The sequence below is a fragment of the Mycolicibacterium arenosum genome, from assembly GCF_024320865.1.
Lineage (GTDB): Bacteria > Actinomycetota > Actinomycetes > Mycobacteriales > Mycobacteriaceae > Mycobacterium > Mycobacterium arenosum.
This window is the reverse complement of record NZ_JANDBD010000003.1, coordinates 79,272-102,777: the sequence shown is the minus strand read 5'-3', so window position 1 is coordinate 102,777 and position 23,506 is coordinate 79,272. Positions and strand designations below refer to the sequence as shown.

Sequence of the window (23,506 nt, the reverse complement as noted above, 5' to 3'; positions counted from 1 at the left end):
TTCAAGCATCCACACCGCGTGGTGCGGGATCCGGGTCCCACGGCCGGACGCTTCTTGAGATACTGCACGGAGGAATCGCCACCGGAGAACGCCGAGAGGACACGTCATGCCCATCGCCACGCCCGAGGTCTACGCCGAGATGCTGGGCCGCGCCAAGGAGCACTCGTACGCGTTCCCGGCCATCAACTGCGTCGGCTCGGAGAGCATCAACGCCGCCATCAAGGGTTTCGCCGACGCGGGCAGTGACGGCATCATCCAGTTCTCGACCGGCGGCGCGGAGTTCGGCTCCGGCCTCGGAGTGAAGGACATGGTCACCGGCGCCGTGGCGTTGGCCGAGTTCGCCCACGTGATCGCCGCGAAGTACCCGATCTCGGTCGCGCTGCACACCGACCACTGCCCGAAGGACAAGCTGGACGGCCTGGTGCGTCCGCTGCTGGCCATCTCCGCCGAGCGCGTGGCGAAGGGCCAGAACCCGCTGTTCCAATCGCACATGTGGGACGGCTCCGCGGTGCCGATCGACGAGAACCTGGAGATCGCGAAGGAGCTGCTGAAGCAGGCGGCCGAGGCCAAGATCATCCTGGAGATCGAGATCGGCGTCGTGGGCGGCGAGGAGGACGGCGTCGAGGCGGAGATCAACGACAAGCTGTACACGACGCCCGAGGACTTCGAGAAGACGATCGACGCACTCGGCGTCGGTGAGCACGGCAAGTACCTGCTGGCCGCGACGTTCGGCAACGTGCACGGCGTCTACAAGCCGGGCAACGTCAAGCTGCGTCCCGACGTGCTGGAGCAGGGGCAGAAGGTCGCCGTCGCCAAGCTCGGGCTGCCCGAGGGTTCGAAGCCCTTCGACTTCGTCTTCCACGGCGGATCGGGCTCGCTGAAGTCGGAGATCGAGGACTCGCTGAAGTTCGGCGTCGTCAAGATGAACGTCGACACCGACACCCAGTACGCGTTCACCCGGCCCATCGCCGCGCACATGTTCTCCAACTACGACGGCGTGCTGAAGATCGACGGCGAGGTCGGCAACAAGAAGGTCTACGACCCGCGCAGCTACCTGAAGAAGGCCGAGGCGTCCATGTCGGAGCGCGTCGTCGAGGCGTGCAACGACCTGCACAGCACCGGCCGGAGCGTCAGCGCATAGCGCGCCGAAATCACTACTGGCGGCTCGCTGCGGGGCGGACGATGATCTCGTTGACATCGACGTCGGCGGGTTGGGCGACGGCGTAGGCGATCGCATTGGCGATCGCTGACGCCGGCAGTGCGACCGCGCGGTAGGCGTGCATCGCCTCGCGTGCGGTCGCATCCGAAATCGACTCGGCCAGTTCGGATTCGGTGACACCGGGCGATATCAGGGTGGCCCGGATGTCGCCGGTCGATTCCTGGCGCAGTCCTTCGGTGATGGCGCGGACGGCGAACTTGGTGGCGCTGTACACCGCGGAGGTGGGCACCACCTCGTAAGCGCCCACCGACGCGACGTTGACGATGTGACCGCTGCCCTGCGCCTGCATCACCGGCAGAACCGCACTGATGCCGTGCAGCACACCTCGGATGTTGACGTCGATCATGCGGTCCCACTCGTCGGTCTTGCGTGCCGCCAGCGGTGACAGCGGCATGACCCCCGCGTTGTTGACGATGACGTCGACCCGACCCCAGCGCCGGTGCGCGGCGTCGACGAAGCGCTGCATGTCGGCGGCGTCGGTGACGTCGAGCGACTGGAACGCGGCCTGTCCGCCGGCGGCGGTGATACGACCGGCCAGCTCCTCGAGCCGGTCGGTTCTGCGGGCGCCGATGAAAACCCGATGCCCGTCTCGGGACAGCCGCTCGGCGGTGGCGGCGCCGATGCCACTGCTGGCGCCGGTGATCAGCACGACCTTCGAGGTGTCGCTCATGATGGTTGTCTCCTGTTCGGTGTGTGTGCTCAAATCGCTTGCTGGGTGGGAAGAACGGTGATCTCGGTGAGATTCACATGCCGGGGCACCGACGCGACGAAGGCCACCGTTTCGGCGATGTCGGCCGGGCTGAGCACGTCGATATCGCGGAGCAGGTCGGCCATCAGCCCGCTGGCATCCGGATCGGTGACGTGATCGGGCAGCTCCGTGTCCACCATGCCCGGTTCGATGGTGGCGACCCGCACCCGCTGTCGTCCGAGCTCCACCCGTAGCAGCCGGGTCAGTTGGCTCAGGTACGCCTTGGTGGCGGAGTACACCGAGAACTTCTCCAGCACCCTGGTGGCCGCGATGGACGAGGTGGTGATCAGATCGCTGGGCCGGCCGTCGGCCGCGGACTCCACCAGCTGGGGGACGAATGCGCCGATGGTGTTCATCACGCCGGTGATGTTGAGGTCGATCTGGCGCTGCCAGTCGTCCACCCGAAGCTCCTCGATGCCGGAGATCAGTTGAACGCCGGCGTTGGCGAACACCAGATCCGCCGGTCCGAGTTCGGCCGCCACGCGCTGGGCGGCCGCGGTCACCGCGTCGCGGTCGGTGACGTCGAGCGGGCTCGCGAGTGCGGTGCCGCCGGCGGTGGCGATGCGTGCCACCAGGGCCTGCAGCCTGTCCTCGCGGCGCGCCAGGACGGCGACCTTCGCGCCCAGTGCGGCGAGGCGTTCGGCGGTGGCCTCGCCGATCCCGCTCGAGGCGCCGGTCACCACGGCGGTCCGGCCGGCCAGCGGGGTGGATGTGATGACGGTCGACATGCCCCGTCTCCTTTCGTCGGTGTGGTGTTGCCCCCGAGACAACCACCGGAAAGTCGCTGCGGCGCCGGTCAAACGGGCCCGTCTTATCCTGGGACGAAATGGGCCACCCTCAGCGCTGCCGGCCGCCGGGACGCACGCCAGACTGTGGTGGTGGCAGGCACTCGATCCGCACTGGCCGACTTCCTCAAGACGCGACGGGCCCGGCTGGACCCCGCGGACGTCGGCCTCAACCCCGACGTCTCCCGGCGGCGGGTGCCGGGCTTGCGCCGTGAGGAGTTGGCCCAACTGGCCGGTGTCAGCGTGGACTACTACACGCGACTGGAGCAGGGCCGCAGCCGAAGCGCCTCGGTCGACGTGCTCGACGCGCTGGCCACCGCGCTGCAACTCGACGACGCCGAACGCGAGCACCTCCATCAGCTGGGTCGCCCGCAGCCCGTCGCGCGTGGCATCCGGTCGCGGCCCCAGCGCGTGCACCCGGCGACGCTGGCGTTGCTGGACAGGCTCGACCTGGTCGGCTCGCCTGCGTTCATCCTCGGCAGGCGCCTCGACGTGTTGGCGCACAACCGACTGGCCGGCGCGCTGGTCACCGAGTTCCGCCGGCTGCCGGCGCCGCAGCGCAACCAGGCGCGCTTCGTCTTCCTCGATTCGCACGCCCGCGAGCTCTATGCGGATTGGCGGCAGGTCGCCGTGGACACCGTCGCGATGTTGCGGCACGACGCCGGCCGGTACCCGGATGACCCCAAGCTGTCGGCGTTGATCGGCGAGCTGTCCATCCATTCCGAGGAATTCCGCACCTGGTGGTCCCGGCACGACGTGCAGCGGCGGACGACCGGGACCAAGGGCTATCACCATCCCCTGGTCGGCGAGCTCACCGTGCAGTACCAGGCGCTGAATCCCAGCGGCGACGAAGACCAGGTGCTGATCGTCTACACGACCGAGCCGGGCACCGCGTCGGACAACGCCCTACGGTTGCTCGCCCAGTTGCACGCACAGGACGCCGCGCCCACCGTGGCGGAACTCGACACCACCGACAGCACGGAAGGCCGCCCATGACCCACACCGACAGCGAAGCGCAGGCCATGGCGGTGGTCCGCCGCAACACCGAAAAGGTGCAGGGGGAGGGTGATTTCGCGCTGTTCGAGGAATTGTTCGCCGACGACTTCATCGACCACACGCCCCAGCCCGGCACCACCGCCGACAAGGACGGGGTCAGAGTCCTGTACCACCGGCTCCGGGAGGCGTTCCCGGATTTCTGGCCGGAGATCCACTGGCAGACGGTCGACGTCGACGTGGTGACGACGTACAAGACCTACCACGGCACCCATCGCGGCGAATTCCTCGGCATCGCGGCGACGGGCCGCACGGTGCGGTTCGACACGGTGGACGCGATGCGCGTCCACGACGGGCGCATCGTCGAGCACTGGGGCGTCGCGAACCTGTACGGGGTACTCGGTCAGCTCGGCGCTCGCATCGAGTCCTGACTTACTGGGGGGCCTGGCAGATCTTCCACTGCTCGTCGCGGAACTCCAGATCGAAGCTTCGGGTGGACTGGGTCGACGGGTCGTAGGCCATGAACACCCGCACGTTGGCCTCGGCGTGCCTGTCGTTCACCACGACCTGGTCGATGCTCGCCACCACCGGGTACTGACGGGCGGCAGCGACGCCCCGGTGGATGTCGGCCCACTGCCTGTCGTCGTACTTGATGTAGGCGTCGGCGGTCTCGCCGCAGGTGATGCTGCGCAGGGTCGCCAGGTCGCCCTTCTTGATGGCCGCGTCGAAGTTCTGAATCGCGGTGCGCACCATCTCCTCTTGCGATACCGCGGGCGTGTCGTCTCGTGTCAGCAGGACCGTGCCGAGGATCGCGACGGCCACAATGGCGGCGATCACCAGGAGGACCGCGATGACCCATCCCCAGCTGCGCCGCCGCTTGGGTGTTTCGGTGCGGCCCGGAATGACCTGTGGGGCAACGGGATTGGTCGCGACGATCGGCTCGGTTGGGGGCGTCGCGCCGGAACCGCTGCTCGACACGGGGAACACCTCGGTGGCGGGTTCGGGCGCGGTCTCGATGATCTGCGTCGAGCCCGCGTCGAAACCCGACGGCGCGGTGAAGCGTCGCTCGGCGGGCTCCTCGCTCGCCACGGACTCCACACCGGGATCGGACGACGGGATGGACACTGTCTCCGCGGCCTCCGCGGTCTCCGCGCCCTCGCCGCCGTGCTCGGGCTGCGATTCGTCAGGCCCCGATGGGTTCGACATGGCTGCTCAGTCCTCCCTCGTCTTGCTCACGTGTGAGCTTATCCATCGACCCGCGGCCGCGCGGCCGACCAGCCCGCCTCTCGGGCTCCGATGCCGCACGGCACAATAAGCGCATGACGAGGATGGGTGACCTTCTGGGGCCGGATCCGGTGCTGCTGCCCCCGGACGTCGAAGCGGAGGCCGAGCTCGGCGCGGGGGAGAAGGCGGAGATCGTCGCCGCCGCGCATCCCGCGGCGTCGATCGTCTGGGCGGCGCTCGCGGAGCGGGCCCTCGACGACGACAAGGCGATCACCGCGTACGCCTACGCCAGGACGGGTTATCACCGCGGCCTCGACAAGCTGCGCCGCAACGGCTGGAAGGGCTTCGGCCCGGTGCCGTTCGCGCACGAGCCGAATCAGGGCTTCCTGCGCTGCGTCGCCGCGCTGGCCAGGGCCGCGCAGATCATCGGTGAGACCGACGAGTACGCGCGCTGTCTCGACCTGCTCGACGACTGCGATCCGGCCGCTCGCGCGGAACTCGGCCTCGGCTAGTCACCACTCGGTGTGCTGCTCGCAGTCGCGGGCGGTCTCCGGCGGCTCGACCTGAACCGTCGCGTGCGCCAGCCCGCGCGCCGCGAGCACCGCTCGGGCGCCGGACAGCACCTTCGCCGAGTCGCCGTCGCAGTTCACGTGCACGGTGGCCATGTCCTTACCGGGTACCAGCGTCCACACGTGCAGGTCGTGCACGCCGGTGACGCCGTCGACGCCCTGCAGTGCGGTCCGCAACTCGTCGACGTCGATGTGGCTCGGCGACGATTCCGACAGAATGCGCAGCGCCGCCCTCGCCAGTGAGAACGCGCGCGGCAGCACCCACAGGGCGACGAGGACCGCGACGACGACGTCGGCGTACGGCCAGCGCGTCGTGACGGTGACGACGCCTGCGATCAGGACGCCGATGCTGCCGACGGTATCGGCCACGACCTCCATGTAGGCGCCCTTGACGGCCAGGCTCTGCTCGGACTGCGACCGGAGCAGCAGCACCACGACGAGGTTGGCCAGCAGGCCCGCCAGCGCGACGACGATCATCGGCACACCCGGCACATCCGGCGCGTTGCCCAGACGCTCCAACGCCTCGTAGAGGATGAAGCCGGCGACACCCAGCAACAGCACGGCGTTCGCGACCGCAGTGAACACCTCGGCGCGGTGCCAGCCGTAGGTGCGGGCGGCCGACGCCGGGCCGTGCCGGGCCAGCAGCACGGCCGTCAGCCCCATGAACATCGCGACCAGGTCGGTCAGCATGTGGCCCGCGTCGGCGAGCAGGGCGATCGAGTTGATCAGCAGCGCGGTCGTCAGCTCGATGACGAAGAACGCCGCGAGCACGGCAGCGGCGATGACCATCCGGCTGACGCGAACGTCGGCGCCGCCGTGATTGTGATCGTGCCCGTAACCCATGGCGAGCAATCTATGCGTAAATACGCATATGTTGCAAGGGCTTCGCTACATCCAGGCGGACCAGAACCGGGTCAGGGCGTTGCCCCAGGCCACCAATTGGTCGCTCACCCCGCTGAGCCCGACGATCCCGGACACCGCTCCGAAGAACAGCGCGTTGAGCGGCCGGATGAACAGCAGGAGCAGCAGCACCAGGAACCCCCACTGCTTCACCGGATCGAACTTGCGCTGCAGATCGTGGCTCAGATGCGGCTCGAGCGCGCCGTAGCCGTCGAGTCCCGGAATGGGCAGCAGGTTCAGCAGCACCGCCGTCACCTGCAGAAAGCCCAGGAACGCCATGCCGCCCCAGAACACCTGGTGCTCGGGGTCGTAGAACACCGCCGTGACCGCCAACAGCACGACCGCCAGCACCGCGTTGGCGAACGGACCCGCGAGGCTCACCCGCGTCCGCTGCGCCGGCGTCATGAACGACGTCCGCACCCACACCGCGCCGCCCGGCAGCCCGATCCCGCCGAGCGCGATGAACAGCATCGGCAGCCCCAGCGACAGCATCGGATTCGCGTACTTCAACGGATTCAGCGTCAGGTAGCCGCGCACCGCCACGTCGTGGTCGCCGTAGCGCCACGCGGTGTAGGCGTGGCCGAACTCGTGCAGACACAGCGACACCAGCCAGCCGAACACCACGAAGACGAACACGCCGGCGTAGGCCAGCGGGGTCGTGTCGAAACCCGCGAACCAGGCGAGGGCGCCGCCCGCGATGGTGATCGCCACGATCGCGAGGAAGATCGGGTGGGGGCGCACCGAACTGCGCAGCGGGCGGATCGTCACGATTCGACGCTACCTGCAGCGCAGGTCAGCACACGGCCTGCCAGTCGGTGACGTGCCGGTAGTACGCGAACCTCCGGACCACGCGCGTGGACGGCTCGCCATCGCGCGTCACCGACGCCCCCGTCGTCCCGAGTTGCGCGGCGCGGCCGCTCACCCAGCCCCGCGGACGCATCCGGCGACTGACCACCGACGCCCGCAGTCCGGGCGCATCACGCGTCGGTTCGATGCGCACTCCCGGCGCGACGCCGTCGAACAGCACGGTGTCGTCGGCGATCGCCTCACCGTGCAGCGGTCCTGACTCGCCGACCCAGAGCGCGGCTCCGACCAGCACGTTGCCCGACTCGTCGCGGATCAGCGGCATCGGTTGCGCGGCTCCCGTCAACGCCGCGCGCGCGGCACCGCCGCCGAAACGCAGGCCGCAGGCGCGGGTTGCGGCCGTGCGCCAGCGCGGTACGAACGCCACCTCGACGTCGAGCCTGTCGAGCTTCAGCAGCCGGGACAGCACGGTACCGAGGTCGGCGTCGGTGCCGACGACGACGAGCCGGCCGGCGTCCACATCGCCGACCCGGTCGATCGAGAGCTCAGGCAGCGCCGTCAGGCTCCGTGGGATCCGGCGCCCGCCGAACCGCAACACCGACGTCGTCAAATGGGTTCCTCGCCTGCACTGGGATAGGGTGTGTCACCGGCTGCAGCAGTATTGAGCAGGAGACAGCGGGAGATAATGCCATGCCGGCAATCGTCCTCATCGGAGCCCAGTGGGGCGACGAGGGCAAGGGTAAGGCCACCGATCTACTCGGTGGACGCGTGCAGTGGGTCGTGCGCTATCAAGGCGGTAACAACGCCGGGCACACCGTGGTTCTGCCGACCGGTGAGAACTTCGCGTTGCACCTCATCCCGTCGGGCATCCTCACCCCCGGCGTCACCAACGTCATCGGCAACGGCGTCGTGGTCGATCCCGGAGTGCTGCTGACCGAACTCCGGGGACTCGAGGATCGCGGCGTCGACACCTCGCGACTGCAGATCTCCGCTGACGCCCACCTGCTGATGCCGTATCACGTGGCGATCGACAAGGTGACCGAGCGGTACATGGGCAGCAAGAAGATCGGCACGACCGGCCGCGGTATCGGGCCCTGCTACCAGGACAAGGTCGCACGGCTCGGCATCCGGGCCGCCGATGTGCTGGACGCGGACCTGCTGGCCCAGAAGATCGAGGCGGCACTGGAATTCAAGAACCAGGTGCTGGTCAAGATCTACAACCGCAAGGCGCTCGACGCCGACGAGGTGGTGGCCAACCTGCTCGAGCAGGCCGAGGGTTTCAAGCACCGGATCGCCGACGCCCGGCTGCTGCTCAACCAAGCGCTCGACAACGGCGAGATCGTCCTGCTCGAAGGGTCCCAGGGCACGCTGCTCGACGTCGACCACGGCACGTATCCCTTTGTCACGTCGTCGAACCCGACCGCGGGCGGCGCAGCCGTCGGCTCCGGGATCGGGCCGACGCGGATCACCACGGTGCTCGGGATCCTGAAGGCGTACACGACGCGCGTCGGCTCGGGTCCGTTCCCGACCGAATTGTTCGACGAGCACGGCGCGTACCTCGCGAAGACCGGCGGCGAGGTCGGTGTGACCACCGGCAGGCCGCGGCGCTGCGGCTGGTTCGACGCCGTCATCGCCCGCTACGCCACCCGTGTCAACGGCATCACCGACTACTTCCTGACCAAGCTGGATGTGCTGTCGAGCCTGGAGACGGTTCCGGTGTGCGTCGGCTACACCGTCGACGGCAAGCGCACCGACGAGATGCCGATGACGCAGAGCGACATCGCCCGCGCCGAGCCGATCTACTCCGAACTGCCGGGGTGGTGGGAGGACATCAGCTCGTGCCGTACCTTTGACGAACTGCCCGCCAACGCCAGAGACTACGTGCTGCGTCTGGAAGAGCTTGCCGGAGCGCATGTTTCCTGCATCGGCGTCGGCCCCGGCCGGGATCAGACGATCGTGCGAAGAGACATTCTCGCGTGAGTGACCCCCATGAGATCGACCCCGATTACTCCAAGCACGGCGGCTTCCCCGACTTCGAGGCCGCGACGCCGGGACCCGGTTTCGGCCGCTTCCTGACCGCGATGCGGCGCGCGCAGGACCTCGCGGTGTCGGCGAATCCGGACAGCGACACCTGGATCGAGGCGGCCCAACTCGCCGAGCGACTCGTCGCGCTGCTCGATCCGTTCGAGGCGGCCGAGGGTGTCGGGCCCGCCAACCGCGTGCCGTCGGAGCCGGGTTCGGGCAGCCTGCTGATGCCGCCGTATCGGGTGCACAAGTTCGACGCGGAGGCCGTCGAACTGACGGTGACCTTCAGCCGCTATCACGTCGGCGGCAACTACGCCGTGCACGGCGGCGTCCTGCCGCTGATGTTCGACTCGTCGTTCGGCATGGTCATCCACGCCACCGGAAAGCCCATCAGTCGCACCGGCTTCCTGCACGTCGACTATCGCAAGATCACCCCGATCGACATCCCGCTGACGCTGCGCGCGTGGGTGCGCGAGGAGCAGGGCCGCAAGTCGTTCGTCAACGCCGAGCTGCGCGACCCCGAGGGCAATCTGCTCGCCGAGGCCAACGGCTTGATGATCATGCTGCTGCCGGGGCAGCCGTAACCGTGCCACCATGAGCCGGTGAGCGAACGTCAGGATCGCCGGCTGCACAGCCTCAACACCCCGCGGGCGGCCGCCGTGGCGGGCGTCCTGTTCGCGGTGTTGTTCGGGACGTCCCTCGTGCTGATCCGGCTCGCGCTACCCGACGGCGCCGAGCACGGGTCGCAGTGGCTGAGCGGCGAAGCGACCAAGCTGAAGATCGCCGCGATGCTGATGCCGTTCGCGGGCATCGCGTTCCTCTGGTTCATCGGCGTCGTCCGCGACGGTCTCGGCCGCTTCGAGGACAAGTTCTTCGCAACGGTGTTCCTCGGCAGCGGGCTGCTGTTCCTGGCGATGATCTTCGCGTCGTCAGCGGTGGGGGTCGCACTGATCGCCAGCCGTAAGGGTGTCGCCGACGGCCCCGAGCAGGACCAACTCGCGGCGTTCGGCGTTGGCCTGTTGACCACGTTGAGCAACACCTACGCGCTGCGCATGGGCGGGGTGTTCATGATCTCGCTGGCGACCATCTGGCTCAAGACGCGTTTGATGCCGAAGTGGCTGGTGCTCACGACGTACGTTCTGGCGGTGGGCCTTCTGATCGCCAGCGATGTCACCCTGTGGCTGACGCTGGTCTTCCCCGGCTGGGTGCTGCTGGTGAGCCTGCTCGCGTTGGTCCGGGCGGGCGTCATCGACCTGCACCGCGATGACGACGTCAGACCAGGCGCAACGCCGACGCCGGACACAGCTTGACCGCTTCGCGCGCCTTGGCCTCATCAGCCTCGGTGAGCTCGCCCGCGGTCACGACGACGATGCCCTCGTCGTCCTGATCGAAGAGATCGCCCGCCACCATGACGCAGTTACCCGCGGCGATGCAATCGTCGCGTTCCGCTTCGATGTGCACTGCTCTACCACCCGACCTTCAACGACTTCACACCGTAGATGAAGTGAAACGAGCGGAACTCGACATCGTCGAATTCCTCGGCGAGCTCGAGCGAGGGGAATCGGCGCAACAGCGCGGGCCAGGCGATGCGCATCTCCATGCGGGCCAACGGGGCGCCGAGGCAGTGGTGCACGCCGTGGCCGAAGGCCAGATGGCCCGGTGCGCCGCGCCGGATGTCGAGTTCGTCGGGCCGGTCGATGAAATCGGGATCCCGGTTACCCGCGGGCAGCGACGCCATCACCAACTGTCCGGCGGGAATGGGCACACCCGCGACCTCGGTGTCGGTGACGCAGATGCGGGGGATCGACGTCTGCACGATCGACAGCCACCTGAGCAGCTCCTCGATCGCCGGCCCGACGGCGTCGGGGTCGTCGCGCACCGCGGCCAGCTGATCCGGATGTCGTAGGAGCGCGAGGGTGCCGAGTCCCAGCATGTTCGACGTGGTCTCGTGTCCGGCGAGCAGCAGCAGCCCCGCGATGCCGACGAGTTCGTCGTCGGTCAACTCCGCGCCGTGCTCGCGGACGAGCATGCCGAGGATGTCGTCACCGGGCGCCTTCCTGGCGTCGGCGACCAGACCGTGCATGTACTCGCGGCTGCGGCGGACCACCTCGAGCCGTTCGGGGATCGGCAGCGCCAGATCGAGTTGCCGCGCTGCGCGTTTCTGGAAGTCCTCGCGGTCTGCGTAGGGGACGCCGAGCAGCTCGCAGATCACCAGCGACGGGATGGGCAGTGCGAACGCCTCGACCAGGTCCACGGGCGGGCCCGCGGCCGCCATGGCGTCGAGGTGCTCCTCGACGATCGCCGTGATGCGCGGTTCCAGCTCTTTGATCCGCCGAATGGTGAACGCGTGCGTCAGCATGCGCCGAATGCGTTGGTGCTCGGGGGGATCCAGTGCCAGCAGGTTTCCCGCGCGCGAGCGCTCCTGCTCCTCGGCGGTGATGTCGTCCGCGCCGGGCATGACGAAACCAGGGGGTCGCGAGTTCGCGAACCGGCCGTGGTCGGAGAGCACGGCCTTGACGTCGTCGTGCCGGGTGATCACCGAGATGGTCATCCCGAAGGGGTTGACGCCGGTGTGCACGCCCGAACCCTCGCGGATCCGGGACAGCTCGGAACTCGGGTCGAAGGCGTCGCGCCGCATGTGGACGGGCGGTTCGGCTGGCGGAGCACTCACCTTCTCGACCGTACGCTCCGAATTCCGCTCATCCCGGAAGGCGATCCCACTCACGGCGTTCGCGGTCAAACAGTTGAAAGCCCCAGTGATTCGGCGGCGTCGACGACTGGCGGAGGAGGTCGACGCGGTTTGGGCACGGCGAACCACCGTTGATTCCACACCCCGAGTACGGCCAGCACCGAGGCCAGGTCAGCACCGGCCGACGTGAGCCGGTAGACGGGGCGTGCGCCCTCGGAGGTGCGCTCCAGAAGGCCTGCCTGCACGAGATCGCGAAGCTTGCGCGACAAGGTGTTGTCGGACATCCCGAGCCGAGTCTGAAACTGCTCGTAACGTTCGGCACCGGCCAGCGCCTCTCGCACGAGCAGCAGGGTCCATCGATCCCCCAGCAGTCCAACGGCGTGAGCCATCGGGCAATCGGTATCGGCGTGTCGGTTCACGCATCCGACGCTACCGCCTTGACTTCCGTTACGGAAGTAGAAATACTTCCAAAATGGAAGCTAATCCGAGGGATGGTGCCCGGTGACACGACTCCGGGCGGCGAATCGATTCGCCGCACCGCGCACGCCGCGTGAGGTGGTCGACGGGGTGTGGCTGCTGGGAAGTGCTCGGGTGAACTTCTACGCCCTCACGGAGGGCAGGTCGGTCACCCTGGTTGACGCGGGGTTCTACGGCCACCTCCGGTATCTGAACGAGTGGCTGGAGTTGACCGGTCGACGCGTCGGCGACGTGGATGCGATCGTGATCACCCACGGTCACGCCGATCATCTGGGATTCGCCGGGGACTTCGACCGCCGTGGCGTTCCGGTCTACGTCCACGAGGACGATGTGGCGATCTCTCGCACCACGCGAGTCAGACGCCCGCCCGCACGGATCAGAAATCAGATGTGGCGGCCGGCGGCGCTCGGCTTACTCGCCGAAGCCGCCGTCGATTCGGTGTTCTCCCAGCCGCCGGTCTCGGGCGCTCGCCCCTTCACCGATGACGAGCGCCTTGACGTCCCCGGTCGCCTTCGGGCCGCCCACGTTCCAGGCCACTCGCCTGGCAACTGCGTCCTGCATCACCCGTCACTCGACGTCCTCTTCACCGGCGACACGCTGATGACTCGAGATCCCATGTTCGGCGGCGAGGGACCCGTGGTGTTCAGTGAGCACCCGGCACACGACGCGCTATGCCTGTCGAGCCTGCGACTCCTGCGCCCGTTCGGCTCCGCCGCCCTGCTACCGGCTCACGGCGAACCCGACCCCGCGAGCGGCGCAGTCGATGTGGCTATCGACCACGCACGGATCGCTCACGCTCGATGACCGCAAACGGTGGTTGACGCCGGCTGTCCGCCGACGCGCGGCGCTCGACCGCATGGCTGATCCGTCCAAGTCGGAGTTTGCCGCGCGCAGTGCCCCGGTTCCCGGATACGCGTGCCGGCGGTGCTGAATGCACCGCCTGCGACCAGCGGAAATCTGGACGCGATCGGGACCGGAGGGGCGTCGGGGCGCGGCGATCGACAGCGATCGACACCAGTCGTCAACTCGGTCAACCGTCAATCGGCACAGGTGATAGCGGTATCGACGTATCATCCAGCCAGCCATCCACGGGGGGAATCGAAATTGACATGCCGGAATGGACGGGTGCTGCCGAGGGCCGGATACGGCTGGAACGACGCATGGGGGCCGATCTTCGGGAGTTGACCTCCGAGTCGGACTGGATCGCCAGGGCATTTGCGGACCAGAACAACATCTCCGCGAACGAGTTTCGCGCGCTGCTGTTCGTGATGCTGGCCGAGGGCCAGGGCGTCCACCTGACCGCGGGCGATCTGCGCCGCCAGATGGGGCTGTCGGGCGCCGCGATCACCTATCTCGTCGAGCGGATGACCGAGACGGGGCATTTGCGACGGGAAACCGATCCGACGGACCGACGCAAGGTGATCCTCCGCTACGCCGACCACGGGATGGGCGTGGCGACGCAGTTCTTCCGCCGACTGGCCGAACACAACCAGCGGGCGATGGCGCACCTGCCCGATGAGGACCTCGCGGCGGCGAACCGCGTGTTCGAGGCGATGATCACGGCGATGCGGACCTTCCGCGCGGAGATGCCCGAGAACGGCGTCAAGGACACCGCTAGTTCCGGTTGAGCGCCGCCTCCTCCAGATCCAGTCCGTGCAACGCCTCGCGCAGCACCTCGTCGCTGATGGATCCCGCGTCGCGCTCGTCGATGAAGGCCTGGCGTTCGGCCGCCAGCATCTCCAGTCGCAGGCGCTTGAACGCCGCCGCGGGGCTCTCGCCGATCTCGTCCGCACCCCGGCCCAGCCGTTCCCACGCCGCCCGCTGCCTGCGTTCGTTCCAGCCGCGCAGGATCTCGGCGGCGTCCCCCACCCGTGAGCCGGCGCGCTGGTCGGCGAGCACCTCGTCGAGCCTGGCCTCGGCCGCGGCGGCCGCCTTGGTCTGTGCCGCGGCCTGCTGGAGCGCGTCGCGGTGGTCGTCGTCGGCCTGCACGTCGAGCGTTCTGATCAGCCACGGCAGCGTCAGTCCGTGGAGCAGCAGCGTGCCGATCACCACCACGAACGTCAGGAACACCAGCTGGGGCCTGCCGGGGAACGGGTCCCCCGACAGCGTCGTCATCGGGACCGCGAACGCGGCCGCCAGCGACACCACTCCGCGCATTCCGGCCCACGCGACGATGAACACCTCGGACTTGGTCGGTGGCCGGGTCTCCCGCGAACGGACCTTGGGTGAGAGCGCGCGCGGCAGGTAGGCGAACACGTAGACCCAGACGATCCGCACCGCGATGACCGTCCCGAGTACCGCGAACGACGCGATGGCGAGCGTGCCCGCGGAGATCCCCGACAGCTCACCGACGACGGTCGGCAGCTGTAAACCGATGAGCAGGAACGCGAAAGACTCGAGGATCAGTTGCACGGCCCGCCACACCGCCGCGTCCTGCAGGCGCGTCGCGTACCCCGAGTGGGCGGACAGCTGGCCCAGGATCAGCGCGGCTACCACGACCGCGATCACACCGGAGCCGTGCACCTCCTCGGCGATGAAGTAGATGAAGAACGGCGCGACGAGTCCGATGGCGCTTTCGATCATCGGATCGTCGAACCACTTGCGGGCGAACGCGATCAGCGAGCCGAGTGCGGCGCCGACGACGACGCCTCCGACCGCTGCCAGGGCGAACGTACCCAGTCCCGACTGCCATGTCGCCGCCGTGCCGACAGCCGCGGCGAGCGCCACCTTGTACGCGGTCAGCGCGGTCGCGTCGTTGAGCAGACTCTCCCCGCCCAGCAGCGTCATGATCTGCCGCGGCAGCCCCAGCCTGCGGCCGATCGCGGTCGCCGACACCGCGTCGGGCGGCGCCACGATCGCGCCGAGCGTCAGCGCCGCGGCGATCGTCAGCTCCGGCACCGTGTGGTAGGCGACGACGCCCACCGCGAAGGTCGTCGCGAGCGGTAGGCCGACGGCCAGCAGCCCGATCGGCCGGACGTTGCGGCGCATCGCCACGTAGCTGCTCTCGAGGCCCGCCGACCACAGCAGCGGCGGCAGGATCACGAACAGCACCAACTCGGGCTCGAGCTCGATACCGCGCAGTCCGGGGATCAGCCCGGCGAGCAGTCCCGCGACGACGAGTGCCAGCGGCGCCGAGATGTCGAATCGCCGAGCCAGCCCGGCGAGAGCGACCGACGCCACCAGGGCCGCGAGTAGAGACGCTTCCACGTCACCGTTCCTCCCGTTCTACGACGAGTCGCGGTGCCCGATCGTGGGCACCGCCGCCCGCCTATCCTTGACCAGCATGCGAAGGAGAACACGCGGAGGCGACCGGAAGCTTCCGGCGCAGCCGGTGTCGAACACGTGCGAGCACCTCGCCGCCGCTGCCGGGCGATCCGATCCCGAACCGCTGACGCCGGGCCGCTGCGGGGAATGCGCCGAGCACGGCCAGGATCACTGGGCGCATCTGCGGATGTGTCTGACGTGCGGCCACGTCGGCTGCTGTGACTCGAGCCCGCACCAGCACGCCACCGCCCATCACCGCCAGACCGGGCACCCGGTGATGCGCTCGGTGGAGCCGGGCGAAAGCTGGCGCTGGTGCTACCTCGATCTGCAGGTCGAGGCGGCCACGAGCTAGGAGGGCCCGGCAGGGCGGACGAGCGAGCGCGCGAAGACCACTTAGGCTGGCAGAGCGATGAGTGAATCCACGAAGGTGCTGCTGCTCGGCGCCTGTGACCGCGGCGGTGAGTTGGCGCTGGCCTTCCGGCGGCTCGGCGCGACCGTCGTCGCCGTCGAGACGTGCGCCGACGCCGCCGAGCTGGGCCGGCTGCTCGACGAGCACTCGCCGCAGTACGTCGTGGCGACGACGCCGGACGTATCGGTCGAGGTACTGATCGCCGCCGCCGAACGCGATGGCGTCGAGGTGTTCCCGACGCCGCGGGGCGCCCGCCTGAGCCACGACCGCGAGGGTCTGCGCACGCTCGCCGCCGACGAGCTCGGTCTGCCGACGGTGCCGTTCTGGTTCGCGGGCTCGGCGGCGGAACTCGTCGCCGTGGCCGGGCACGCCGGCTTCCCGCTCGCCGTCACGCCGGTCGCCGGGTCCGGCGCCGAAGGCCGGTCGGTGCTCCTGCGCTCCGACGACATCGAGGCCGCGTGGCAGGTGGCGGCCCGGTCGACGTCGTCGGGCGCGCCGCACCGGGTCCTGGCCGAGAGCGTGATCGAGGTCGACGACGAGGTGACACTGCTGACGGTGCGGACCATCGGTCAGGCGGGGCCGGCCGTGCACTTCTGCGAACCGATCGGCCACCGGGAGCTGCCCGACGGGCAGTTCGAAGCGTGGCAGCCGCACGCGATGCCGCTCGAGGCGCTCGACGCCGCGCGGTCGATCGCGGCGCGCATCGTCAACTCGCTCGGCGGTCGCGGCGTGTTCGCCGTCGAACTGCTGTTGCGCGAAGCCGAGGTGTACTTCGCGACGGTCCGGGCGCTGCCGACCGGAAGCGGGCTGGTAACCCTTCGCTCGCAAAGGCTTTCGCAATTCGAGCTGCACGCCAGGGCGATCCTGGGGCTGCCCCTGGACACCATCATGATCTCCCCGGCCGCGGTGGAGATCTCCGAGGCGGGCGGATCCGTCCCCGTCGCGGTGCTCGCGGAGGCGCTCGCGACGCAGGAGACCGACCTCCGGCTCGTCGACGGCACAGCGGTGTCGCTGGCCACCGCGCCGGACGTCGTGCGCGCCAGGGACCGCGCCCACAGGGTGGCGGCCGCGCTCGCCGGTGCCGCGTCGTGAGCGACGACAAGCCCGCCGACGCCTCCGGAGACGAACCGGAGGAGATCGAGGACAAGCCGACCATCGCGCCGTTCGTCGGCGCGTTGGCAATCGTCGTGCTCGTGGTGATCGGAATGTTCGTGATCGACGCCCTCGGCGGTGACGACCTGACGCCCGAGCAACTCGTCAGCAGAGCGGTGATCGGGCAGAACGACGCCCTGCAGCGGCAGAACTACGCGGCCTTCCGCGATTACACGTGCGCCGCCGCGCAGGGCGACGAGGCCAGTGTCATCGCTGCTCAGCGGGATTCGGTCGAGAAGAACGGCGAACGCTACGTCGACGACGTCGCCGACGTGCGGATCGACGGCGAGCGGGCGACCGCGGCCGTCACCTACAGCTTCGACAAATCCCGCGACGACAAGAAGACGTCGGATGTGTCGCTCGTCAAGGAGGACGGTTCGTGGAAGAGCTGCGAAGTCTGACGACAACACGTATGGGACACTCGCGAACGTGAGCTACGCCGGAGACATCACGCCCCAGGAGGCGTGGGAACTGCTCAGCGCCAACCCCGAAGCGGTGCTCGTGGACTGCCGAACGTCGGCGGAGTGGAAGTGGGTCGGCGTGGCCGATCTCTCCGGGCTGGGGCGCGACGTCGTCTACGTCGAGTGGAACTCGGCGAACGGAACACACAACGACGGCTTCGTCGACGAGTTGATCGCGCAGCTGAATTCGGGGGGCGATGCCCCTGCTGAGCGCCCGGTCGTCTTCCTCTGTCGCTCCGGCAACCGGTCGATCGGTGCCGCCGAAGCCGCGACGGCTGCGGGCATCGCACCGTCGTACAACATGCTGGACGGTTTCGAGGGTGACCTCGACGAGTCCGGCCATCGCGGCGCCACCGGCTGGCGCGCCATCGGACTCCCGTGGAGACAGTCATGAGTAACCCCGACGTCCCGTCGGTCAGGATCCCGGCCGCACTCCCCGACGGCGTCAGCCAGGCGACCATCGGCGTGCGCGGTGGACTGCTGCGATCGGGCTTCGAGGAGACCTCGGAGGCGCTGTACCTGACGTCGGGTTACGTCTACGCGTCCGCGGCCGAGGCCGAGAAGGCGTTCACCGGCGACATCGACCGATACGTCTACTCGCGCTACGGCAATCCGACGATCTCGATGTTCGAGGAACGGCTGCGGCTCATCGAGGGCGCGCCCGCGGCGTTCGCGACCGCGACCGGCATGGCGGCGGTGTTCACGTCGCTGGGGGCCCTGCTGGGTGCCGGCGACCGGCTGGTGGCCGCGCGCAGCCTGTTCGGATCGTGCTTCGTGGTGTGCAGTGAGATCCTGCCGCGCTGGGGCGTCGAGGTCGTGTTCGTCGACGGTGAGGACCTCGCCCAGTGGGAGGAAGCGCTGTCGGTGCCGACGCAGGCGGTGTTCTTCGAGACGCCGTCCAATCCGATGCAGTCGCTGGTCGACATCGCCGCGGTGTGCGACCTCGCCCACGCGGCGGGTGCGAAAGTGGTGTTGGACAACGTCTTCGCGACGCCGCTGCTGCAGCAGGGAATGCCGCTCGGCGCCGACGTCGTGGTGTACTCGGGCACCAAGCACATCGACGGTCAGGGCCGAGTGCTCGGCGGCGCGATCCTCGGTGGCAAGGAGTACATCGACGGTCCGGTGCAGAAGCTGATGCGCCACACCGGCCCGGCGATGAGCGCGTTCAACGCGTGGACGATGTTGAAGGGTCTCGAGACGCTCGCGGTGCGCGTCGACTACTCGAACCGGTCCGCGCATCTGGTGGCGGAGTTCCTCGAGGGGCATCCGTCGGTGTCGTGGGTGAAGTACCCGTTCCTCGAATCGCATCCTCAGTTCGATCTCGCCAAGCGGCAGATGCGCGGCGGCGGAACGGTTGTCACGTTCGAACTGGCCGGGGGGACGAAGGCGAGGGCCTTCGAGGTGCTCGACAAGCTCCAGGTCATCGACATCTCGAACAACCTCGGCGACGCGAAGTCGCTCATCACGCATCCGGCGACCACGACCCACCGCGCCATGGGACCGGAGGGTCGGGCGGCGATCGGCCTGGGCGACGGCGTCGTCCGCGTGTCGATCGGCCTCGAGGGCACCGAGGATCTGATCACCGATCTGGACCGGGCCCTGTCCTAGCGGGTTGTCGCGCCGGTTACCGCTGCTTTCGGGGTTTCCGGCTTAGCATCGACGCGTGTCCAAGTCGACGGCCGCCAAGAAGGCGCGGCGGAAGCGGCGGCTCGCCGCGCGCAACGAACGGTGGCTGACCGACGACATGCAGGCCACGGTCGCCGGTGTCGAGCTGATCGCCAAGCAGATCAACAGCCGGGGTTGGGAATTCGATCGTGAGTTCTCGACCGACGAGTTCATCACCTGGTACTACCCGCCGTCCGGCGTGGACGTCGACGACGAGTCGGCGGAACCCGTGACGCGAATCTGGGTCACCGACCCGGCCGAGCCGCACGTACTGCTGGTCGGAACCACTCCGGAGTCCGATCACGTCGAGTACGTGCTGACCGTCGAGCAGTTGTTCGCCCACCTCGCCACCATCGAGGAGTATCGGTTGGGTGACCCGCAGCCGACACTGAGCTAGCTGGCACCCCTCGGCGAGCGTGCGCGGAATCGCGGTCAAGATCGGCGTGTCGGCGCGCAGACACGCACGCTCGCCGGGGAAGGTGACACGTCGTTGAACTCGGGCATTGGGGCAACCCGACCCGGTTCGCGGGGGTATGGTTTGGCCGTGATCAGCGGGGATACGCTGACCGGGCGGGACACGGAACTAGCGGAACTGCGCCGCGCGCTGAGCGGTTCGGGTAAGTACGCGGGGGTGGTCATCGCCGGGCCGGCGGGGGTGGGGAAGACGAGGCTCGCGCGTGAACTGATGATGCGCGCCTCGGCAACAGGCACGTCCACGAACTGGGTCGTGGGCACGGCGTCGGCCCGCCCGATCCCGTTGGGCGCCTTCACCACAACGCTGAGCAGTGAAACCATGGCGGCGGTCTCCGAGCCGGCGCCGCCCAGCGTGCGTCGGGTCATCGACTCACTCGTCACCGGCCACGCCCAGGGGCGCCACCTCATCGGCGTCGACGACGCTCATCTGCTCGACGGGTTCTCCGCCCACGTCGTGCACCACCTCGCGCAGACCCGCGAAGCGCGGTTGGTCGTCACCCTCCGGACCGGCAACAGCCCGCCCGACGCCGTCACCGCGCTGTGGAAGGACGGTCTGCTGGCGCGGCTCGACCTGGAGCCGCTGACCGAGGACGGCACCCGCGCGATGGTGGAGACGGTCCTCGACGGTCCGGTCGACGCGCGCAGCGCCAAGCGGTTCTGGCGGCTCACCGGCGGCAACCCGCTGTACCTGCAGCAGCTCATCCGCGACCAGGTGGCTGCCGACCGGCTGCGACAGGCCGCGGGCATGTGGATCTGGGACGGCGACGTGGCCGTGTCGCAGAGCATGAGCGACCTGCTCGGTGACCAGTTGAACCGGCTGCCAACCGAACTCGCGCTCGTCGTCGACACGCTGTCGCAGTGCGAGCCACTCGAGCTCGACGTGCTCGCCGACGTCGTGGGCCGCGAACAGATCGAGGCCGCAGACGCGCTGCACCTGATCACCGTCGAGCGCACCGGCGACGCGCTGATGGCACGGCTCGCGCACCCGCTGTACGGCGAGCTGCGCCGCGCCACGGCCGGCGAGATGCACCTGTCCAGGGTGCGCGGAAGGGTCGCCACCCGGCTGGCGGCGCGCCCCGATCGCGATCCGCAGGCCACGGTGCGGCGCGCGTTGCTGGTGCTGCAGTCCGATTTGCCCGCCGACCCGGATCTCTATCTCGATGCGGCCCGCCACACGATGCAGCTTCTCGATCTCGAGCTCGCCGACCGGTTCGCCGCGGCCGCGGCGGCGATGGGCGTGGTCGACGCCGTCGAACTGCAGGCGCTCAACCGGGTGATCGCCGGTCAGGGCGAGCGGGCCGAGGAGCTGCTGCGCGAGCTCGCGGCGCGCGACTGCCCGACCCGTCATCGGTGGGCGACGATTCGGGCGGCCAACCTGATCTGGATGCTCGGCAGGCCGGCCGAGGCCGCCGCCGTGCTGGCGAGCCTCGCGGAATGCCCGGAGACCGACGCCGAACGTGCGGAGCGGTTGGCGGTCGAAGCGTGCGTCGACGCGGTGTTCGCCCGGTGCAGTGACGCCGAGAAGAAGGCAAGGGCCGCACTGGAATCCGGGTTGTCCGACATCTTCGCGATGCTCGCCTCGGTGGCGCTGGTGATGGCCTGCGGCGCGCTCGGTCACACCGACGACATCACGCCGGTCGCGCGCGCCGCGCTGGACCGCGCGACGAACTCACACGAGACGTCGCACATGCGCTTCTGGTTCGGCGGCGTGTACGCCAGGGCGTGCCGGCTGACGGGCCGACTGCAGGAGTGCCACGACGCGGCCAGCGCCCTGGTCCTGATGGCCAAGGACGCGCCGGGTCTCGCCTACGCGAACCTGGTGTTCCTGATGGGCAACGCGGAACTGATGCGCGGCGATCTCGCCGCCGCGGGACCGCTGCTGCGGGAGGCGCTCGCGGGCGTCGAGAACCACGGCATCACCACCGGCCTGCGGCCCGCCTGCACGTTCGCGCTCACCGAGATGTACGCCAAGCTGGGCGACACGTCGGCGGCGGTCCCCATGCTGGTGGAGGCGCGTCGCGGGGTGCCGCCCGACTTCCTGTTCATGCAGACGGGTCTGGCGATGGCCTCGGGGTGGACCCTGGCGTCGGGTGGCCGGCTCGCCGAGGCCGTCGGCACCGTGCTGACCGAAGCCGCCGCCGCCCGCGAGCGCGACCAGCCGACGCACGAACTGTCCTGCCTGCAGGCGGCGCTGCAGTGGGGCGCCGTTGACGAGCTACCTCAGATCGTGGCTCGGACAACCGAACTCGCGGAGGTTCTGCAGCTGCCGATCGCCGACGCGGTCGCGGCGCACGCCGCGGCCCTCGCCGCGGGAAACGGGGATGAGCTGCTGACGGCGTCGCAGGCCTACGAGTCGCTCGGCGATCGGTGCACGGCGGCCGACGTCGCAGCGCAGGCGGCGACGGTGTTCCTGGCCGGGCAGCAGCGCGGCCGCGGGTCGCTCGCTCAGTCGGTGGCGGACAAGCTGGCGACCGAGTGCGGCGGGTTGTGCACGCCGGCGACCCGAAGTGCCACCGCACCCGTCCCGTTGACGGCCCGGCAGCGCGAGGTGGCCGAGTTGGTGGCGGTCGGACTGTCCAACAAGGAGATCGCCGACAAACTCGTCACCTCGGTGCGCACGGTGGAGGGCCACCTGCTGCGGGCGTGTCAGCGCCTCGGCGTCACCACGCGGGGCGAACTGCGCAGGATCATGCGCGGCCGCTAATCCTTCTCGATGACCCCGGTCGCCGCCTGGGCGCGGTCTTCGTAGCCCTTCCGGGCTGCCGTGTCGTAGGACAGGAACACCTGGTCGAGGCCGAGCTTGCGGTTCAGCCAGCGGCGCCCCCGCGGTCCCAGCATCGACGCCGCGGCCGCCGTGAACCGCAGCGGAGTCGGGACCGACACGTGCGTCTTCGGCTTGTCGAGGGTTTTGACGATGGCGGCCGCGATGTCCTCGGGCTCAACGGGTTTCGTGCCGGGGGTTTCGGCGGTGCCGGAGATCAGCTGGGTGTTGGTGAACGGCGGCATGATCACCGACACCTCCACGCCGTGCGGTGCCATCTCGTCGGCGAGTGCCACCGTCAGTCCGACCACCGCGTGCTTGGCGCCGACGTACACGACCTGGCCCGGCACCGGGATGAGCCCCGACATCGACGCGATGTTGATGATGTGGCCGCGGCGGCGCTTGACCATCTCGGGCAGCACCAGCTGGCAACCGGTCAGCACACCGTAGAAGTTGACCTCGATCGACGAGCGGATCGACTGCTCGGACTGTTCGAGGAAGGGCCCGATGGGCATGACGCCCGCGTTGTTGATCAGCACGTCGATGTGGCCCGCCCCGTCGGTGCGCGCCTTGTCGAGGAACATCGCGAACGACTCGCGGTCGGTGACGTCCAGGGGATAGCCGGTGACCTGGCCGAACCTGCTGAGGCCGGTGACCGCCTCCTCGAGCACGGCGACGTCGCGGTCCCCGATGACCACGCGTGCGCCCCTGGCCAGCAGTGCCTTCGCGGTGGCATGACCGATGCCGCGCGCGGCGCCGGTGATCGCGATGGTCTTGCCTCGGATGTTGTCCATGCGGCCAAACTTTACACGTGTCAAGTTTTTCTCGGAAGGGTGGTCGAACAGGGGTTAATTGCACTCGTGCTGACGCGATGTGCGGCGTGGGGA

27 protein-coding genes are annotated in these 23,506 nt (G+C 69.0%); 16 read left to right on the top strand and 11 right to left on the bottom strand.

Annotated features, from left to right (window positions below):
* Positions 1-106: 106 nt before the first annotated feature.
* Positions 107-1,141: a class II fructose-bisphosphate aldolase gene (fbaA, locus tag NM203_RS07735; protein WP_255059247.1), complete on the top strand. Its 1,035-nt coding sequence runs from the start codon at positions 107-109 to the stop codon at positions 1,139-1,141.
* A 13-nt stretch (positions 1,142-1,154) separates the two neighbouring features.
* Here the strand turns inward: fbaA and NM203_RS07730 are convergent, their stop codons facing one another.
* Both NM203_RS07730 and NM203_RS07725 read right to left on the bottom strand, forming a co-directional pair.
* A complete protein-coding gene (locus NM203_RS07730; RefSeq protein ID WP_255059246.1) occupies positions 1,155-1,889 on the bottom strand; it encodes an SDR family oxidoreductase in 735 nt (244 codons plus the stop codon).
* Positions 1,890-1,918: 29 nt separating this feature from the next.
* Complete coding sequence (locus tag NM203_RS07725) at positions 1,919-2,695, bottom strand: SDR family oxidoreductase (RefSeq protein WP_255059245.1); 777 nt, start codon at positions 2,693-2,695, stop codon at positions 1,919-1,921.
* Between the two features lie 150 nt (positions 2,696-2,845).
* On the opposite strand from NM203_RS07725, the gene NM203_RS07720 reads away from it, so the two are divergent.
* Both NM203_RS07720 and NM203_RS07715 read left to right on the top strand, forming a co-directional pair.
* Positions 2,846-3,748 carry a helix-turn-helix transcriptional regulator gene (locus NM203_RS07720; protein WP_255059244.1) on the top strand — a complete coding sequence of 301 codons (903 nt, stop codon included), beginning with the start codon at positions 2,846-2,848 and terminating at the stop codon, positions 3,746-3,748.
* Positions 3,745-4,176: an ester cyclase gene (locus NM203_RS07715; protein WP_255059243.1), complete on the top strand. Its 432-nt coding sequence runs from the start codon at positions 3,745-3,747 to the stop codon at positions 4,174-4,176. The genes NM203_RS07720 and NM203_RS07715 overlap by 4 nt, the downstream gene beginning before the upstream one ends.
* Position 4,177: 1 nt before the next feature.
* Here the strand turns inward: NM203_RS07715 and NM203_RS07710 are convergent, their stop codons facing one another.
* Positions 4,178-4,951: an Rv0361 family membrane protein gene (locus NM203_RS07710; RefSeq protein ID WP_255059242.1), complete on the bottom strand. Its 774-nt coding sequence runs from the start codon at positions 4,949-4,951 to the stop codon at positions 4,178-4,180.
* Between the two features lie 113 nt (positions 4,952-5,064).
* On the opposite strand from NM203_RS07710, the gene NM203_RS07705 reads away from it, so the two are divergent.
* On the top strand, positions 5,065-5,481 hold the full coding sequence (locus NM203_RS07705; RefSeq protein ID WP_255059241.1) for a DUF3151 domain-containing protein: 417 nt from the start codon (positions 5,065-5,067) through the stop codon (positions 5,479-5,481).
* Here the strand turns inward: NM203_RS07705 and NM203_RS07700 are convergent, their stop codons facing one another.
* The 3 genes from NM203_RS07700 to NM203_RS07690 are packed head-to-tail and all read right to left on the bottom strand — an operon-like array spanning position 5,482 to position 7,852.
* Positions 5,482-6,381 (bottom strand): cation diffusion facilitator family transporter, encoded by a 900-nt coding sequence (locus NM203_RS07700; RefSeq protein WP_255059240.1) that lies wholly within the window; start codon positions 6,379-6,381, stop codon positions 5,482-5,484.
* A gap of 45 nt (positions 6,382-6,426) precedes the next feature.
* A complete protein-coding gene (locus NM203_RS07695) occupies positions 6,427-7,206 on the bottom strand; it encodes a site-2 protease family protein (RefSeq protein WP_255059239.1) in 780 nt (259 codons plus the stop codon).
* A 25-nt stretch (positions 7,207-7,231) separates the two neighbouring features.
* On the bottom strand, positions 7,232-7,852 hold the full coding sequence (locus NM203_RS07690; RefSeq protein ID WP_408633313.1) for a peptidase M50: 621 nt from the start codon (positions 7,850-7,852) through the stop codon (positions 7,232-7,234).
* Between the two features lie 80 nt (positions 7,853-7,932).
* Between NM203_RS07690 and NM203_RS07685 the strand changes: the two genes are divergently transcribed.
* The 3 genes from NM203_RS07685 to NM203_RS07675 are packed head-to-tail and all read left to right on the top strand — an operon-like array spanning position 7,933 to position 10,577.
* Entirely contained in the window at positions 7,933-9,222 is a 1,290-nt protein-coding gene (locus NM203_RS07685) for an adenylosuccinate synthase (RefSeq protein ID WP_255059238.1), read from the top strand.
* Positions 9,219-9,851 carry a PaaI family thioesterase gene (locus tag NM203_RS07680; protein WP_255059237.1) on the top strand — a complete coding sequence of 211 codons (633 nt, stop codon included), beginning with the start codon at positions 9,219-9,221 and terminating at the stop codon, positions 9,849-9,851. The genes NM203_RS07685 and NM203_RS07680 overlap by 4 nt, the downstream gene beginning before the upstream one ends.
* A gap of 18 nt (positions 9,852-9,869) precedes the next feature.
* Complete coding sequence (locus NM203_RS07675) at positions 9,870-10,577, top strand: hypothetical protein (protein WP_255059236.1); 708 nt, start codon at positions 9,870-9,872, stop codon at positions 10,575-10,577.
* Here the strand turns inward: NM203_RS07675 and NM203_RS07670 are convergent.
* From NM203_RS07670 to NM203_RS07660, 3 genes are all read right to left on the bottom strand, one after another.
* Positions 10,540-10,728: a ferredoxin gene (locus NM203_RS07670; RefSeq protein WP_255059235.1), complete on the bottom strand. Its 189-nt coding sequence runs from the start codon at positions 10,726-10,728 to the stop codon at positions 10,540-10,542. The genes NM203_RS07675 and NM203_RS07670 overlap by 38 nt on opposite strands.
* Positions 10,729-10,732: 4 nt before the next feature.
* The gene (locus NM203_RS07665; protein WP_255059713.1) at positions 10,733-11,905 is read right to left on the bottom strand and encodes a cytochrome P450; all 1,173 of its coding nucleotides are present in this window, start codon (positions 11,903-11,905) and stop codon (positions 10,733-10,735) included.
* A gap of 98 nt (positions 11,906-12,003) precedes the next feature.
* Positions 12,004-12,345 carry a winged helix-turn-helix transcriptional regulator gene (locus tag NM203_RS07660; RefSeq protein WP_255059234.1) on the bottom strand — a complete coding sequence of 114 codons (342 nt, stop codon included), beginning with the start codon at positions 12,343-12,345 and terminating at the stop codon, positions 12,004-12,006.
* Between the two features lie 112 nt (positions 12,346-12,457).
* Here NM203_RS07660 and NM203_RS07655 point away from each other — a divergent pair, with 112 nt between their 5' ends.
* Complete coding sequence (locus NM203_RS07655) at positions 12,458-13,237, top strand: MBL fold metallo-hydrolase (RefSeq protein WP_255059233.1); 780 nt, start codon at positions 12,458-12,460, stop codon at positions 13,235-13,237.
* Positions 13,238-13,542: 305 nt separating this feature from the next.
* Positions 13,543-14,061 carry a MarR family winged helix-turn-helix transcriptional regulator gene (locus NM203_RS07650; RefSeq protein WP_255059232.1) on the top strand — a complete coding sequence of 173 codons (519 nt, stop codon included), beginning with the start codon at positions 13,543-13,545 and terminating at the stop codon, positions 14,059-14,061.
* On the opposite strand, the gene NM203_RS07645 is transcribed toward NM203_RS07650, so the two are convergent.
* Positions 14,048-15,640, bottom strand: a complete 1,593-nt coding sequence (locus tag NM203_RS07645; protein WP_255059230.1) for a Na+/H+ antiporter — start codon at positions 15,638-15,640, stop codon at positions 14,048-14,050. The two genes, NM203_RS07650 and NM203_RS07645, sit on opposite strands and share 14 nt — an antisense overlap.
* A gap of 76 nt (positions 15,641-15,716) precedes the next feature.
* On the opposite strand from NM203_RS07645, the gene NM203_RS07640 reads away from it, so the two are divergent.
* The 7 genes from NM203_RS07640 (at position 15,717) to NM203_RS07610 (ending at position 22,562) form a co-directional block, all read left to right on the top strand.
* Positions 15,717-16,049, top strand: a complete 333-nt coding sequence (locus NM203_RS07640; RefSeq protein ID WP_255059229.1) for a UBP-type zinc finger domain-containing protein — start codon at positions 15,717-15,719, stop codon at positions 16,047-16,049.
* 57 nt (positions 16,050-16,106) lie between these two features.
* Positions 16,107-17,198 (top strand): ATP-grasp domain-containing protein, encoded by a 1,092-nt coding sequence (locus NM203_RS07635; protein WP_255059228.1) that lies wholly within the window; start codon positions 16,107-16,109, stop codon positions 17,196-17,198.
* Positions 17,195-17,659: an Rv0361 family membrane protein gene (locus NM203_RS07630; protein WP_255059227.1), complete on the top strand. Its 465-nt coding sequence runs from the start codon at positions 17,195-17,197 to the stop codon at positions 17,657-17,659. The genes NM203_RS07635 and NM203_RS07630 overlap by 4 nt, the downstream gene beginning before the upstream one ends.
* Before the next feature lie 28 nt (positions 17,660-17,687).
* The gene (locus tag NM203_RS07625) at positions 17,688-18,113 is read left to right on the top strand and encodes a rhodanese-like domain-containing protein (RefSeq protein ID WP_255059226.1); all 426 of its coding nucleotides are present in this window, start codon (positions 17,688-17,690) and stop codon (positions 18,111-18,113) included.
* The gene (locus NM203_RS07620; protein ID WP_255059225.1) at positions 18,110-19,327 is read left to right on the top strand and encodes an O-succinylhomoserine sulfhydrylase; all 1,218 of its coding nucleotides are present in this window, start codon (positions 18,110-18,112) and stop codon (positions 19,325-19,327) included. The genes NM203_RS07625 and NM203_RS07620 overlap by 4 nt, the downstream gene beginning before the upstream one ends.
* A 55-nt stretch (positions 19,328-19,382) precedes the next feature.
* Positions 19,383-19,781, top strand: a complete 399-nt coding sequence (locus NM203_RS07615) for a hypothetical protein (protein WP_255059224.1) — start codon at positions 19,383-19,385, stop codon at positions 19,779-19,781.
* 147 nt (positions 19,782-19,928) lie between these two features.
* Positions 19,929-22,562: an AAA family ATPase gene (locus tag NM203_RS07610; protein ID WP_255059223.1), complete on the top strand. Its 2,634-nt coding sequence runs from the start codon at positions 19,929-19,931 to the stop codon at positions 22,560-22,562.
* On the opposite strand, the gene NM203_RS07605 is transcribed toward NM203_RS07610, so the two are convergent.
* Positions 22,559-23,413, bottom strand: coding sequence for an SDR family oxidoreductase (locus tag NM203_RS07605; RefSeq protein ID WP_255059222.1), 855 nt, complete (start codon positions 23,411-23,413; stop codon positions 22,559-22,561). The genes NM203_RS07610 and NM203_RS07605 overlap by 4 nt on opposite strands.
* Between the last annotated feature and the right edge of the window lie 93 nt (positions 23,414-23,506).